Annotated in this window: 12 protein-coding genes; 4 read left to right on the forward strand and 8 right to left on the reverse strand. The window is 48.0% G+C overall.

What is annotated here, in order from left to right:
• Nucleotides 1-167: 167 nt before the first annotated feature.
• From puuE to xdhA, 8 genes are read right to left on the reverse strand one after another with little or no spacing between them, the layout of a single operon-like run.
• Nucleotides 168-1,148, reverse strand: a complete 981-nt coding sequence (puuE, locus tag DXX93_RS14275) for an allantoinase PuuE (RefSeq protein WP_258872672.1) — start codon at nt 1,146-1,148, stop codon at nt 168-170.
• The gene (locus DXX93_RS14280) at nt 1,132-2,367 is read right to left on the reverse strand and encodes a urate hydroxylase PuuD (protein WP_116009978.1); all 1,236 of its coding nucleotides are present in this window, start codon (nt 2,365-2,367) and stop codon (nt 1,132-1,134) included. Before DXX93_RS14280 ends, puuE begins: the two co-directional genes overlap by 17 nt.
• A gap of 29 nt (nt 2,368-2,396) precedes the next feature.
• Nucleotides 2,397-3,794, reverse strand: a complete 1,398-nt coding sequence (guaD, locus tag DXX93_RS14285) for a guanine deaminase (protein ID WP_116008681.1) — start codon at nt 3,792-3,794, stop codon at nt 2,397-2,399.
• A gap of 1 nt (nt 3,795) precedes the next feature.
• Nucleotides 3,796-4,152, reverse strand: coding sequence for a hydroxyisourate hydrolase (gene uraH, locus DXX93_RS14290; protein WP_116008682.1), 357 nt, complete (start codon nt 4,150-4,152; stop codon nt 3,796-3,798).
• A complete protein-coding gene (uraD, locus tag DXX93_RS14295) occupies nt 4,149-4,649 on the reverse strand; it encodes a 2-oxo-4-hydroxy-4-carboxy-5-ureidoimidazoline decarboxylase (RefSeq protein WP_116008683.1) in 501 nt (166 codons plus the stop codon). Before uraD ends, uraH begins: the two co-directional genes overlap by 4 nt.
• Nucleotides 4,646-5,692: a xanthine dehydrogenase accessory protein XdhC gene (gene xdhC, locus DXX93_RS14300; RefSeq protein WP_116008684.1), complete on the reverse strand. Its 1,047-nt coding sequence runs from the start codon at nt 5,690-5,692 to the stop codon at nt 4,646-4,648. The genes uraD and xdhC overlap by 4 nt, the downstream gene beginning before the upstream one ends.
• Nucleotides 5,685-8,093: a xanthine dehydrogenase molybdopterin binding subunit gene (xdhB, locus tag DXX93_RS14305; RefSeq protein ID WP_116008685.1), complete on the reverse strand. Its 2,409-nt coding sequence runs from the start codon at nt 8,091-8,093 to the stop codon at nt 5,685-5,687. The genes xdhC and xdhB overlap by 8 nt, the downstream gene beginning before the upstream one ends.
• Nucleotides 8,080-9,651 (reverse strand): xanthine dehydrogenase small subunit, encoded by a 1,572-nt coding sequence (gene xdhA, locus DXX93_RS14310; protein WP_116009979.1) that lies wholly within the window; start codon nt 9,649-9,651, stop codon nt 8,080-8,082. The genes xdhB and xdhA overlap by 14 nt, the downstream gene beginning before the upstream one ends.
• 203 nt (nt 9,652-9,854) lie before the next feature.
• On the opposite strand from xdhA, the gene DXX93_RS14315 reads away from it, so the two are divergent.
• From DXX93_RS14315 to DXX93_RS14330, 4 genes are all read left to right on the forward strand, one after another.
• Nucleotides 9,855-11,453 carry an ABC transporter ATP-binding protein gene (locus DXX93_RS14315; protein WP_116008686.1) on the forward strand — a complete coding sequence of 533 codons (1,599 nt, stop codon included), beginning with the start codon at nt 9,855-9,857 and terminating at the stop codon, nt 11,451-11,453.
• Nucleotides 11,450-12,628 (forward strand): ABC transporter permease, encoded by a 1,179-nt coding sequence (locus DXX93_RS14320; protein ID WP_116008687.1) that lies wholly within the window; start codon nt 11,450-11,452, stop codon nt 12,626-12,628. The genes DXX93_RS14315 and DXX93_RS14320 overlap by 4 nt, the downstream gene beginning before the upstream one ends.
• Before the next feature lie 3 nt (nt 12,629-12,631).
• Entirely contained in the window at nt 12,632-13,558 is a 927-nt protein-coding gene (locus tag DXX93_RS14325; protein ID WP_116008688.1) for an ABC transporter permease, read from the forward strand.
• Between the two features lie 69 nt (nt 13,559-13,627).
• Complete coding sequence (locus DXX93_RS14330) at nt 13,628-14,719, forward strand: BMP family ABC transporter substrate-binding protein (protein ID WP_116008689.1); 1,092 nt, start codon at nt 13,628-13,630, stop codon at nt 14,717-14,719.
• Nucleotides 14,720-14,776: the final 57 nt, after the last annotated feature.

Genomic DNA, 14,776 nt, shown 5'->3' on the forward strand with positions numbered 1-14,776 from the left:
ATGCATTCCCAAGGGCGAGTTTTAAAGGCTCATATACTGCGTTATGCCGTTTAACAAGGGAATAACCATTCTCTGCACGCCAAGCCTTGTCTATGAGCCTTTAAATTCTCGCTGAGTGATCAAATAATTATTCAAGTTGGTATTGGGCTTATTTACGATCTTAGCCACTAACCTTGAAATGGGTGGTTAACATACCAGTGCTCGGCAATATCTTCACGGCGTGCAAACCAGACACCTTCAAAAGACTTTGCATACGCAAAGAAACGCTCTAACGCTTTAATCCGGCCGGGTCTGCCAATTAAACGACAGTGTAAACCTATCGACATCATTTTGGGGCGATTTTCGCCATGAGGGTCCCCCTCTTCATACAAGACATCAAAAGCATCTTTTAAGTAATTAAAAAATTGATCACCCGCATTAAAACCTTGCACTGCGGCAAAGCGCATATCATTAACATCTAAGGTGTAAGGCACGATCAACTGCGGTTTAGTTTTTCCTTCATTACCCACTTCAACTTCACGCCAAAACGGCAGATCATCACTGTAATCGTCAGCGTCATATAAAAAGTCGCCATTTTCTGCGACCAGCTTACCGGTATTGGGGCTAGTTCGTCCTGTGTACCAGCCTTTTGGCTTTTCTCCGGTGATACTTTCAATGATTTCAATCGCCGCCTGCATATGCTCGCGCTCGGTATCAATATCAATGTGTTGATAGTTAATCCACCTTAGGCCATGGCTGCAAATTTCATGACCCGCCGCTTTGCACGCTCGCGCTATTTCAGGATGACGTTTAAGCGCCATTGCAACTGCAAAGACAGTGACCGGAATTTGATATTTATCAAACAACCTAAGTAAACGCCACACGCCTGCGCGACTACCGTATTCATAAATAGACTCCATACTCATATGGCGATCTTCTACATGTGGGGCATTGATAATTTCGGAGAGGAAGGTTTCCGCGGCGGGATCGCCATGCAACACACAGTTCTCGCCGCCCTCTTCATAATTCATCACCACTTGCACTGCGATTCGCGCTTTATTTGGCCAATTGGCATGAACGGGCTTGCTGCCATAGCCAATCAAATCACGGGGGTAGTGAACATAGTTTGACGCTGAGTTATCCATTGCTTGCTTACTCCCCTGTTTCATCTTTTGTGTTCAACTCATCGCTGCTACTGGCAAGCCCTGCCAACCAAATCGCTAACTGCTGTCTTTCGGCATCCGTCATCTTGGTGATATTCCCCAATGGCATATCGCGATTAACAATGGCACGGGTATGAATAAAGGCACTTAGCTTCTTTGCCTGCGCGACAGAATCCAAAATAAATCCATTGGGTGCCATTTGGAACAGCTCAGAGCGCGGCGTTTGGCTATGACATTCAGTGCAGTGCTTATCAATGATCTGCCAAGCCTGTTGATCGCTAATGGCTTCACTCGCTAAGTTATTTTGCGTTTTCACCACATGCCAAGGGGCAATCACTAGCATCAAAGCAAAGAAGGCTGCAAAGCCACTCACCAACACTTGAGGTTTGTATACGCCTTGGTGCTTTAAGTTAAAAAAGTGTCGAATCCACATGCCAATAACGAAAAAAGCCACCAAAATCAGCCAGCCATAAGGGTGGCTATAGGTATAAGCAAAATGATTCGAGAGCATGATAAAAATGATCGGTAACGTGGCGTAATTATTGTGCACAGAGCACTGCTTAGCTTTTAGGCCAGGGCCAGCGTCAGGAATGCGGCCTGCTTCAACTTCTGCAACCATATAGCGTTGGCTTGGCATGATCACATGGTACACGTTACCGGCCATACAAGTACCAATAATGGCGCCGATATGAATATACACTGCGCGGTCGGTAAACAACTGATCTAACCCCCAACTGTAAGCAGCTAGCAATGCAACCATGATTAAGGTAAACCACTTGCCATTTTCAACAAGCGGTGACTGACACAGCAGCCGATAAATCACGTAACCAGAGGTGATTATCGCCAACGACACCGCAATCGCACTCACTTTGTCTAAACTGGTTTTACTGGCATCCAGCAAGTAGGCATCTGCCCCCACATAATAAAGTAACGTAAACAACAAAGTTCCCGTTATCCAAGTGGTATACGCTTCCCACTTAAACCAGTGCAAAGTGGATGGCATTTGCTCTGGGCCATTTTGGTACTTGGCCACTTCATAAAAGCCACCACCGTGAATCGCCCATAAATCACCGCGAATTCCCTTGTCTTGCTTCCATTGAGGCGGCGTTTGTAAGTTATTGTCTAACCAGACAAAATAAAACGAAGCGCCTATCCATGCAATACCTGCAATAACGTGAAAGTAACGCAGAACCAGATGGGCGAGTTCGAAAAAATAACTTTCCAACCCCGCCATACCTAATGCCTCTAATATCATTAACTCACCTCCTTGAGCACAGCGGTGTCGTTGATATCGGCTAACGTCGGCTTAAACTGAGGTTCGCCATCGCGTTTATAGGCCTTTTCACCCAGAATGTAAGTTGCCTCAATGCAGCGATCATCGCCGAGCATCATAATGGCAAATAAACGCTCATGCAGGGTTTTCGCTTCTTTTAGTCTAAAGCTTAAAAATGGCGTTGCTTGGTAATCCAGCACCACAAAGTCGGCTTCACAGCCTTTGTTAAAATTGCCAATTGCCCCTTCTAAATCGAGCGCCCTAGCCCCACCGAGTGTCGCTAAGTAAAAGCCTTTAAATGCCGAGAACTTCTCCCCTTGTAGCTGCTGAATCTTGTACGCCTCATTGCCCGTTTGTAACATTGAAAAACTGGTACCAGCCCCAACGTCAGTCCCCATACCGACGTGAATGCCATGCTGCTCACAAGCTTTGAGATTGAACAGGCCGGAACCTAAAAACAGGTTAGAGGTTGAACAATGGGAGACTGAAGCTTGGTGGTTTGCCAGGCAGGTAAGCTCGCGCTCTTCCAAATGGATCGCGTGAGCAAATACCGAACGTCGGCGCACTAAGCCGGCATCTTCATAGACGCCAAGATAGTCTTGGCTTTCTGGGAAAAGCTCTTTGACCCAAGCACATTCATCTTTGTTTTCTGACAAATGCGTATGCATGTAGACATCAGGGTATTCCTCAAGCAGTTGTTGGCATTTGGCTAATTGCTCGGGGCTAGAAGTGGGCGCGAAGCGCGGGGTTACCGCGTAGCTTAACCGATCGACATTGTGCCATTTTTCAATCAAGGCTTTAGTATCGCGATAACCCGATTCAGGACAATCAGATAAATCGTCTGGGCAATTTCTGTCCATCATGACTTTACCGGCAATCATACGCAATTGACGAGATTGTGCTTCGGTGAAAAACGCATTCACTGACTGTGGGTGCACCGTACCAAACACCAGTGCGGTTGTTGTGCCATTACGCAGTAGCTCATCAATAAAGCGTTTTGAAACTTGGCTCGCATAATCCTCGTCAGCAAACTTTTTCTCGGTTGGAAAGGCATATTCTGTCAACCAAGTGAGTAGCTGCTCGCCATAAGCCCCTATCATTTCCGTTTGCGGTAGGTGAATGTGGGTATCAATCATGCCGGGGATAACCAAACGTCCTGTGTAGCGCTTAGTATCAATCACTTGATCTGGGTAAGCCAAAGCAAGGTTAGGCAAGATATCGCGCTCAAAGCCAAGATCACTTACTTTGCCATTCTCTATCACTAACGCCCCTTGCTCGAAATATCGATAAGCCTTGTCACCCGCTATCGCTGGGTCATCAACGAAATCAAGAATATCGCCACAAATAACGCGAATTTTACTGCTTGTTTGTTCCTTCATATTAACTTCCTCGGTACGTTGAATAGCCAAATGGTGATAGCAATAACGGAATATGATGATGGTTGTCGTCTAGCACTCGAAAACACAGCTCAGCAAAGGGGTAAAAAGCTCGCCCGTTAAGCTGTATTTGGGCGTGGTAAGCATCGATATCAAACAATAACTTATAGGTGCCATGTGTTATTGTGAGCTCTGCGGGTAACCAATCAATCAAGCGGCCATCATCATCGGTATTGGCGGTGCATAGCGATTGCCACTGCTGCGTATTTTCATCTAATTGCAATAGCGTGACTGGTACATTGCGCGCTGGCTTGCCGTTACTTGTATCTAAAATGTGGGTGGTAATAGGACTTCTACTCACACTAATTTCTCCAATCTTATTCTTGTTATTTTCGCTTGTTCACCTGCGGCAATAGCGAGCTCAGTGGCAGCATCGTTGTCGATACGTTGACGAATTAACTCAAGCATTTCTGTGGCGGATTTACCCGTTGCGCAAACGATAAAAATAAAGCCAAACTTGGCTAAATAGGCTTTATTTAGTACCACCATTTCTTCGAGCACTTGCGCATTTGCTTGGCCCATGCCTGATTGTTCGTGTCCGGCCTGTGTTGCTGTGTTGGCAAACTTAGCACTCAGCGTTGAGACATCACCAATTTGTGGATGCCCTTCAAATGCCGCTAAATAATCGCGCTCGCCTAACTGTTGCCAAATTTGCTCGGCTTTATCCAACAGGGCATGACTCGACGTAAATGGTCTAGCGGCCAACATGCTTTCTACCCAACGCGGTGCAACACAGCAACGTTCCAGCGCAGCATACGCTTGAGCTTCTGTTAGGGCGTTAAATTCGGCTATGGTCATGTGTTTACTGTCTCCTGTGCTCGCTGCTTTTCTTGTGCAAGAACTTTTGTACTTTGCTGGTTAGGAGTATTGTTCGAATCATCGCCAGAGCGACTATTATTCGAATTAAGGCACGCATTTAAGGTATGCCATTGCAATCCTTCGCGTTTTTTCTGTTTTTGCTGAACACCTTGTGCTGCTTGGCATTGCTGCTGATGTTGCTGATACAACCCAATTAATTGGCCAGCAATAGACACAGCAACTTCCATTGGCAGCTTGCCAGAGACATTATCGAGTCCTACTGGGCACTGCATTTTCGCCACTGCTTGTGAAGCAAAGCCACGGCTGGATAAGCGATATCGAAAGCGTTTTGCCTTTGTCTCAGAGCCAATCACCCCCAGCCAAGCCGCATCGTCACGCTTTAAAATTGCTTGAGTTAAGGCAAAATCTAACTGGTGGTTGTGGGTCAATATCAAATAAGCGGTATTAGGTTTTGCAACATCGGCTTGCGCTACCGGGTCATCAGTCACGACTTTTCTCACATTGGCAGGGATTTGCTGAGGAAAAACGTCAGCTCGGCTGTCAATCCAGCGAATGTTGATCGGCAAATGCGCCAATACATTCACCAAAGCTTGCGCGACATGTCCAGCACCATAAATGTCCAAATTCATGTGTTGTGAGATCATCACTTCAAACATAATTGCGGTTGCCCCACCGCAGCATTGGCCGAGGCTTGCACCTAAATTAAATTGCTCGGCAACTTGCAGCGCTTGCCCCTTGGCAAGTAATTGACGCGCTTTCTCAATCACTTTAAATTCCAAATGACCGCCGCCTAAGGTGTCATAAATATGCTCAGCGGTGATCACCATTTTGCTCCCCGAACCTCTTGGGGTTGAACCCATCGTCCCTAATACAGTGGCAATAACATAATCATTGCCAAGGCGATGTTGCTCGCTAATCGCCTGACTCCAATTTTGCTGGTGAAAACCTTGAAACGATTGATTAAGCTCAGACTTAAAAGCGCTATCATCATTGTTTGCTGCAAAAGGGTATTGGCTAGCCATTTGTCACCTCCACGTTCTGGTTAATATTGGTTTGGTCATTTACTTGCGCTGCGCCAGCCTTTGCTGCTTGCTGATACGCCTGTGCTTGTTGCACAGCTGCCAACACTCGCTCTGGGGTTGCCGGCGTATCAAGCCTTGGATTGATTTGGTAGTCAGCAACACTGCTTATCGCATCACGAATTGCACTCCAGACACTAATGGCCAACATAAACGGCGGTTCGCCAACTGCTTTCGAGCGAAACACTGACGCTTCAGGGTTGGCCGATTGATACAAATTCACGTTGAACTGGGCAGGCGTATCACCAATGGCGGGAATTTTGTAGGTCGCGGGATTAAAGCTCGCCAGCTGTCCTTGCTTATTCCATACTAAGTCTTCCGTGGTTAGCCACCCCATACCTTGGATAAAGGCGCCTTCAATTTGGCCGATATCGAGCGCGGGATTAAGCGAATGACCAACATCATGCAAGATATCGACTCGTGTGACGGTGTTTTCACCAGTTAAGGTGTCTATTTCAACTTGGGTTAAGGCAACCCCATGTGCGTAATAAAAGAATGGACGCCCTTTGGCTTGCTGGCGATCGTAGTGAATTTTCGGCGTCGCGTAATAACCGGTTGACGACAGCGAAATGCGATTTAGATACGCCAAACTCGCCAGCTCATCAAAGCTTAACTCACCTTTATCGTGATAGACCTTGTTATCGCTAAAACGGATCGTGCCCTGTTCAACTGAAAAGTGGTTGGCAATAAATTCACTCAGTCGCGCTTTAATGGTATTAGCGGCGTTTAACGCCGCCATACCGTTCAAATCACTACCGCTAGAAGCCGCAGTTGGTGAAGTATTCGGCACTTTATCGGTGCGTGTTGCGGTGATCCCCACGCGCTCTAAGTCGACGCCAAAGGCATGAGCGACTACTTGCGCGACTTTCGTATTAAGCCCCTGCCCCATTTCGGTGCCACCATGGTTAAGATGAATTGAACCATCGGAATAAATGTTCACTAAAGCACCCGCTTGATTCAGGTGCTGCACCGTAAACGAAATACCGAATTTTACTGGGGTTAGCGCCAAACCTTGCTTGATAATCGGAGAAACCTGATTAAAGGCTTTAATCTGTGCTTTGCGTTGCCAGTACTCGGCTTCTTGCTCTACTTGCTCAATCATGTCAATCAGCGCGTGCTGCTCAACTTCTTGATGATATGGTGTGGTTGAACGGCTTTGTCGGTATAAATTTGCTTTGCGCACAGTCAGCGGATCTTTGCCCAGCGTTGCCGCGATATCATCGACGATTTGCTCTGCCACCATCATGCCTTGTGGGCCACCAAAACCACGAAAAGCGGTGTGGCTCACCGTGTTAACTTTGCAGCGATTCCCCGTAATTTTGGCCGCGGGATAATAATAGGCGTTATCGGCATGGAACATGGCCCGGTCAACAATCGCATCCGATAAATCGGGCGAGTAACCGCAATAGCCGTTCACTTCAATATCTGCGCCAGCAATAACCCCTTGCTCGTCAAAGCCGACTTGATAGCGATTAAAAAAGGGGTGACGTTTACCCGTCAAACGAAAATCATCAGCACGAGCCAGGCGTATTTTTACCGCACAATTTAAATGATAACTCGCCAGTGCTGCTAAACACGCCCAAGGGGCAGCTTGTGTTTCCTTGCCGCCGAAACCACCGCCCATACGGCGCATTTCAACGGTGACAAAGTGAAACGGTTGCTTCAATACTTTGGCAATTAAATGCTGTACTTCCGTTGGGTGCTGAGTTGAACACTGCACGAAAATACCGCCATCACCATTGGGCTGCGCCATCGACACTTGCCCTTCCAAATAAAAATGCTCTTGCCCACCAATGTGCATTTCCCCTCTTAGTTGGTGGCTCGCATTGGCAATCGCCGCTTTTGCATCACCGCGTGTTAAGGCATGCGGTGGTCGCACCCAGGCTTGCTGTTCAATTGCCGTTTCAATATCGGTTACCGCCGTTTCTGCTTGGTAGTCAAACTCAACCAAACGCGCTGCTCGGCGCGCCGTTTCGTAACTATCAGCTACAACAAGCAACACAGGTTGATGGTGAAACTCAATCGTATCGCTGGCAAGCAACAAATCGCCTTCAAAAATCGGCCCGATATCAATTTTCCCTGGCACATCGCTTGCCGAGAGAATGCGTTTAACGCCTGCTAAGGCCTGTGCTTTGCTGGTATCGATACGCTTAATCACGCCACGCGTAAACGGGGCAGTGACCGGATATGCGTGCAAACAGCCGGCGGGCTCTGCATTGTCATCAATGTAATTGGCACTGCCACACACTTGTTTAATGGCGCTGTCGTGATGTTTTGCGTGACCAAGCGAGCTACTTTGGGGCTTTGACGCGTGTTTGGCTTGTGCAATTTCAAAGTGACGCATGGGCAATCCTTGTTGGTTGGCTAGACATTGACGCCTTGTTTGAGAGCGCTACTTGTTGTTCTTGCTCTGTTTGAGCTAGCCCGACTTGGGCAGTGGGAATCACATGGCAAAATTCAATACCAATACGCGTTAACAAGTTTTGCGTCACGGTCAGGCGATAGTCACTGCTGGCGCGAACATCCGACATTGGCGAAAAATCTTGCACCACTTGTAAGCCCGCTTTGCTAAAGCTTTCAGCACAGTATGGTTGGCCCGTTAATGCGTGCTCTATGTGCTGAGCGCGCGCGGGTACCGCCGCCATTCCTCCCATGGCACAGCGTGCGGATTCAATTTGCGTTTGTTGATCGTTAAGAGTGACCGCCACTACCAAGCACACAGTAGAAATATCATCTTCGAGTCGTTTGGAAATTTTGTGACAGGCTAATTTCAACTGGTTTGCACGCGTAGGCACGATCACTTTGGCAATCACTTCATCCTCCGCCAATACCGTCGTGCGATAGCCCGTAAAGAAGTCTTCAACCGCTATGGTGCGTATGCCACTCGCTGATTGCAGCTCCATTGAGGCATTTAATGCAATGAGCAAAGGCGCTGGGTCGCCTATCGGCGACGCATTACCTAAACTACCGCCAAGTGTACCGGCGCTGCGCACTTGCGCTGAGCCTAAGCGTTCAAATAACTCTTTTGCCTCAGGGTAAGTTTGACAAAACACGTCGACAAATTGCTGATATGGCAGTGCGGCACCAATTTCAAAATGTGCTTGAGTGACCACCAATTGTGTTAACTCGGTGACTTGGCTAACTGAAATAACCACCTGTGGCTGACTGAGCTGCTGACTCAGCTCTATCGCATAGTCAGTTGCGCCTGCCACCAACTGCGCATTGGGGTATTGTTTTTTTAAACGAATAAGGTCAGCGGCTGTTTGCGGAACATAGAAAAAACGCGACTGACTTTTTAGAAACGGGGTTGCTTGAGCAGGCTTAGCTAAGGCTTGCAGTTGCTCTGTTGGCGTTTGCCAGCTCCCTTCCGTGCGCGGGTATTGATACATTTGCTCTGCAGCCTCAAGAATTGGGCGATAGCCAGTGCAACGGCAAAGGTTACCGCCTAATGCGTGGATCACGGCTTTTTTACCTGGGTAATTTTCGTTATTTAGATAAAGTGCCAGTAAACTCATCACCACACCTGGAGTACAAAAGCCACATTGCGAGCCATGACACTCCACCAACGCACGCTGCACTGGGTGCAGTTGTTCAAGTGTTGGCTCGACCAGCGCAGAAATTTGCTCGGCCAGCGCCTCAACCGTCACAATATGCTTACCATGTGCATTGCCCACGAGTAACAAGCAGCTATTCATCGCTTGGTATCGCCACACGCGTTTATGTTGTCTAGCATCGAATACCAGCTGCCCAACCAAGATAGTGCAAGCACCGCAGTCGCCTGTTGCACACCCCTCTTTGGTGCCCGTTTTCCCTAATTTGGTGCGAAGCCAGTCTAAAACGGTAAGACTTGGTGCACATTCTTGCAGCGTTATCGGGGCGTTGTTAACTAAAAACCGAATCACATTAACTTCCTTCGTTTTATCAAGCCCTTTATTTTCAGTGGCTTGCAATTATTTTTAAGATTTTCCTAGGTAAAACGATCAAGAAAAAAATTCATTGTTGGTCAAGTTATTGCACAACCCATACCAAACATAACCGATCGGTCAAAATTTAATATTAAGCGATTGAAAGCACTTAATATTGAAACTGCTACTGGGTGTAGATCATGAACAACAAAAATCGGCTACACATGCGGGGAATTAGCAAAAGCTACCCTGGATGCCTAGCAAACGATAATATTGAGCTCCAAATAAAGCATAGCGAAATTCACGCTTTATTGGGCGAAAACGGTGCCGGTAAAAGCACATTAATGAAAATTCTCTATGGTGTGGTTAAACCTGACCGAGGGGATATTTTATGGAATGGTCGACGCGCTGTGATTAGTGAACCAGCTGATGCTCGTGCCTTGGGCATTGGTATGGTGTTTCAACACTTTTCACTGTTTGAAAGTTTAACCATTACTGAAAACATCGCGCTGGCATTAGGGGAGCAAGCAGGACAAGTTGCCACGTTAGCCAGTCGTATCAAAACCACCTCAGCACAATACGGCATGCCACTTGACCCTGAACGACGTATTTCCACGTTATCAACGGGTGAGCGCCAGCGCGTAGAAATTGTGCGCTGCTTGTTGCTTGATATTCAGTTACTGATTTTAGACGAACCCACTTCGGTGCTGACCCCGCAAGAAGTCACCGCCTTATTTGCCACATTGCGACAACTAAAAAAGCAAGGCTGCTCAGTGCTTTTTATTAGCCATAAACTGCATGAAGTTGCCGAGCTATGCGATAGCGCGACGATTTTACGCGCCGGTAAAGTCAGTGGTCATTGCTTTCCAAAACAAGAAACACCTGAAGCCATGGCGCGCATGATGGTCGGCAATGACACGCCCATTAGCAATGATAAGCAGCGCGCAGCACTCGGAAAAAACGCAGCAGACTTTGTTCGCGTGACGGGTTTATCTACCGAGCCAGAAGGGTTATTTGATGTCGCCCTTAGCGATATTAACCTCAATGTTAAACAAGGAGAGATTGTTGGTATTGCTGGTGTTGCCGGAAATGGTCAAGAAGAGTTGTTAAAAGCCCTTTCTGGAGAGCAAACGAATACTAAATCATCCGCCATTCATTTTGGCGATCACGTTGTTGATGGTATGTCGCCGCTCAAACGTCGGCGTTTAGGCTTGGCTTTTGTACCAGAGGATAGATTGGGGCGTGGTGCAGTCCCCGAAATGGATTTATGCCAAAACGCTCTACTCACTAGCTTTGACCATGGCTTAGTCGCCAACGGCATTGTTCGCCAAAGTAACATTAGAGCACTCGCCGACAAAATTATCGATAAGTACAAGGTCAAAGCGGCAGGACACCATAGCCAAGCGGTCAGCCTTTCAGGTGGTAATTTACAAAAGTTTATTATCGGCCGTGAAATCGAACAAACGCCTAAGTTTTTATTGATGTCGCACCCAACTTGGGGCGTTGATATTGGCGCACAAACCGCGATTCATCAGGCGATTATCAAGCTGCGCGATCAAGGTTGCGCCGTGTTAGTGATTTCTGAAGATTTAGACGAACTTTATAAAATTTGCGATCGCCTTGGCGCAATTTGTGATGGCAAGTTGTCCCCTTTCCTGCCTACTGACGATGTGCCACTGCCACTGTTAGGCCGATGGATGGCGGGTGACTTTGGCTCATCAGCATCAACTGCCCCCACAACGGCTGATGTGGTGCCATTGCCCGTTGAGCAACAAACCCCTTCAGGAGCACAATCATGATCCGTTTAGAAGCGCGTGTGCAGCACTCGACCTTATGGCGCTACAGCTCGCCGTTACTCGCGGTATTGTTAACCTTAATCACAGGTTACCTGCTGTTTGCTTCACTTGGCCAATCGCCGAGTGACGCCTTGTACACGTTTTTCATTGCCCCTGTCGCCGACTGGTATGGCGTTAGCGAGCTACTGGTGAAAACCATACCTATTTTACTGTGCGCTTATGGCCTTGCGCTTTGCTTTCGAGCATCGGTGTGGAATATCGGCGCAGAAGGCCAATTGTTAATGGGGGGCGTGGCCGCTTCAACGGTGGCTACCATGTTTGTTCACTCAGACAGTGCTTGGGCGATGCCATTAACCTTACTCGCCGGCATCGCTGGCGGTGTAGGCTGGGCTGGGCTAGCGGCTTTGATGAAGTTGCGCCTAAATACCAACGAAATCTTAGTCACCATTATGATGAATTATATCGCCCTGAATATCCTGCTGTGGGCGGTTCACGGCCCGTTAAAAGACCCAGACGGATTTAATTTTCCGGAAAGTGCGCTATTTGGCGACTCAACTTTGCTCCCCGTGTTGTTTGCTGATACTCGCCTTCACTTGGGGTTAGTGTTTTGCGCTATCGCCATGGCGTTAAGCTGGTTATTTATCAGTAAAAGTTTTCTTGGTTTTCAAACGCAAGTACTTGGCCAAGACCCTTCAGCAGCGAAAATGGCTGGCTTTAATCAAACGAAATTAGTGACCTTAGTATTGCTGATTTGTGGTGCATTAGCCGGACTTGCCGGCGCAGGGGAAGTGGCCGGCCCAATTGGGCAGCTAGTGCCACAAATTTCCCCCGGTTACGGTTATGCCGCCATTATCGTCGCCTTTTTGGGGCGCTTACATCCCGTGGGCATTACACTCGCTGGCCTACTCATGGGGTTAATTTATATGGGCGGGGAAATGGCGCAAATAGAGCTTGGTTTACCCAACGCCATTACCGGTATTTTCCAAGGCTTAATGCTGTTTTACTTGCTCTCGTGCGATGTGCTTATTCGCTATCGCGTGCGCTGGACTCAACCGACTACTAATTCAGCCAAGTCAGCCACAAGTGCTGAGTTCAAAACCGACGCTAAAGCCGAATTTCCTCACCTCTCTCAATCTCAACCTAAAGGCCAAACTAGCGCGCCTGCACGGGAGCAATAACGCATGGATATCGAACTTATTACCAATATATTGTACGCCACGATCCGCACAGGCACGCCACTATTGTTAGTCGCCCTTGGCGAGATTATTTGTGAAAAGAGCGGTGTCTTGAATTTAGGTCAAGAAGGCATGATGCTGCTGGGCGCCGTCGCAGGCTTTATTGCCATGTATCACAGCGACAGCTTTTTAATCGGCTTTGGCGCGGCGGCACTCACAGGGGTATTGATCTCACTGGCCTTTGCCTTTATTGCCTTACACTTAAATGCCAGCCAAGTTGCCGCTGGCCTTGCCTTGACGATTTTAGCCACCGGATTGTCCGCTTTTATTGGTGCAGACTACGAAGGGAAAACGGTCACCGCATTGCCATCGCTAACGATTGATGGCCTAGCCGCCATTCCCGTGATTGGCAAAGCCCTGTTTGCCCAAGACGCTATTGTGTATCTGAGCTGGATACTCGTTATCGCCGCTTACCTCTTCTTCAAACATCACAGAGCAGGTTTAGCCGTTCGCGCTGTGGGTGAAAATCCGAGTGTTGCCAGTAACTTAGGTTTGCCCGTTATGAGTATTCGCTATATCGCTGTGATGTTTGGCGGCGCATTGGCGGGTATTGCTGGTGCCTATTTATCTTTGGCCTACACCCCGCTATGGACAGAGAACATGACCGCAGGCCGAGGCTGGATTGCACTCGCGTTAGTGGTATTTGCCAGCTGGCGTGTTGAACGCGTTGTGCTTGGCGCTTACCTCTTTGGTTTCGCCAGCATTATGCACTTAGTGGCACAAGGTTTAGGGCTATCAGTTGATGGCAACTTGTTAGCCATGATGCCGTATGTTGCCACGCTAGTTGTTTTGATCCTATTGAGCCGAAATCCGCAAAAGCTGCGCTTATTTGAACCGATGTATTTGGCCAAGCCTTGGCACAAAGGGCATTAGGCGAATGTGACAGCAGTGCTTGTATGCGCAAATTAATCATTAAAAATTCCCTACAATGGAGCAGTAAACATGAAAAAAGTGATGAAAAAATTAGCCCTTGCCCTGAGCCTTGGTGTCGGCGTAAACGCTGGTTTAATGACGACCAGCGCCCACGCCGCACAAGAGAGTGTCAAAGTGGGGTTTGTCTATGTTAGCCCAACCGGTGAAGCTGGCTGGACGTATACCCATGATGAAGCGCGCTTATATTTAGAGGAAAAATTTGGCGACAAAGTGACCACCAGTTTTGTCGAAAATGTTGCCGAAGGCGCCGATGCTCAGCGTGTTATTACCCAAATGGCCAAAAGCGGTCACGACCTAATTTTCACCACGTCCTTCGGCTATATGAACCCAACCATTAAAGTGGCAAAGCGTTTTCCAAAAGTAAAGTTCGAACATGCTACTGGGTATAAACGTGCGAAAAACGTTGGCACTTACTTTGACCGTATTTATGAAGCGCGCTATTTAACCGGTGTTATCGCCGGGCATATGAGTAAAAGCAACACGGTTGGCTATATTGGCGCTTTTCCTATCCCAGAAGTGGTGCGTGGCATTAACGCATTTACCTTGGGACTGAAATCAGTTAAACCCGATGCCAAGGTCAAAGTTGTTTGGGTAAATAGTTGGTTTGACCCAGGCAAAGAGCGCGAAGCGGCTGACAGCCTCATTGATCAAGGAGCCGATGTGATCACGCAACACACAGACTCTCCTGCCCCACTGCAAGCCGCCGAAGCTGCCGGCATTTACGCCATTGGCTACCACTCAGACATGAGCGAATACGGTAAAAACGCGCACCTAACCGCAGCGGTACACAATTGGAAAGAATTCTACGCCAAACGCGTTGCGCAAGTGCTAGACGGTAGCTGGCAATCAGAAGATGTGTGGCAAGGGATGGACGCCAATATGACACAACTGGCACCACTGAGTGACGCAATTCCGCCCGAAGTACAAGCGAAAATCCAATTGCTTTCGGCGCAAATTGCAGAGGGAAAACTGCACCCATTCACCGGCCCAATGGTCAACCAACAAGGTCAGCAAATTTTAGCCAAAGGCGAAGTGATGGACGACAACGCGCTGCGCAAAATGGACTACTATGTTGCTGGCGTTGAGGGCAAACTCAAGTAGTAAGGCGCGACAAGCACTATAATGAACAAAGCGCTATCGCGTATCATATAAGAAAAG

Source organism: Thalassotalea euphylliae (genome assembly GCF_003390335.1).
GTDB classification, from domain to species: domain Bacteria; phylum Pseudomonadota; class Gammaproteobacteria; order Enterobacterales; family Alteromonadaceae; genus Thalassotalea_F; species Thalassotalea_F euphylliae_B.

Excerpts from the sequence above, each read along its gene's own strand:
- guaD (WP_116008681.1), bottom strand. The coding sequence starts at position 3,794 with ATGAAGGAACAAACAAGCAGTAAAATTCGCGTTATTTGTGGCGATATT.
- DXX93_RS14315 (WP_116008686.1), top strand. The coding sequence starts at position 9,855 with ATGAACAACAAAAATCGGCTACACATGCGGGGAATTAGCAAAAGCTAC.
- DXX93_RS14325 (WP_116008688.1), top strand. The coding sequence starts at position 12,632 with ATGGATATCGAACTTATTACCAATATATTGTACGCCACGATCCGCACA.
- uraD (WP_116008683.1), bottom strand. The coding sequence starts at position 4,649 with ATGACCATAGCCGAATTTAACGCCCTAACAGAAGCTCAAGCGTATGCT.
- xdhC (WP_116008684.1), bottom strand. The coding sequence starts at position 5,692 with ATGGCTAGCCAATACCCTTTTGCAGCAAACAATGATGATAGCGCTTTT.
- DXX93_RS14320 (WP_116008687.1), top strand. The coding sequence starts at position 11,450 with ATGATCCGTTTAGAAGCGCGTGTGCAGCACTCGACCTTATGGCGCTAC.
- xdhB (WP_116008685.1), bottom strand. The coding sequence starts at position 8,093 with ATGCGTCACTTTGAAATTGCACAAGCCAAACACGCGTCAAAGCCCCAA.
- puuE (WP_258872672.1), bottom strand. The coding sequence starts at position 1,148 with ATGAAACAGGGGAGTAAGCAAGCAATGGATAACTCAGCGTCAAACTAT.
- DXX93_RS14330 (WP_116008689.1), top strand. The coding sequence starts at position 13,628 with ATGAAAAAAGTGATGAAAAAATTAGCCCTTGCCCTGAGCCTTGGTGTC.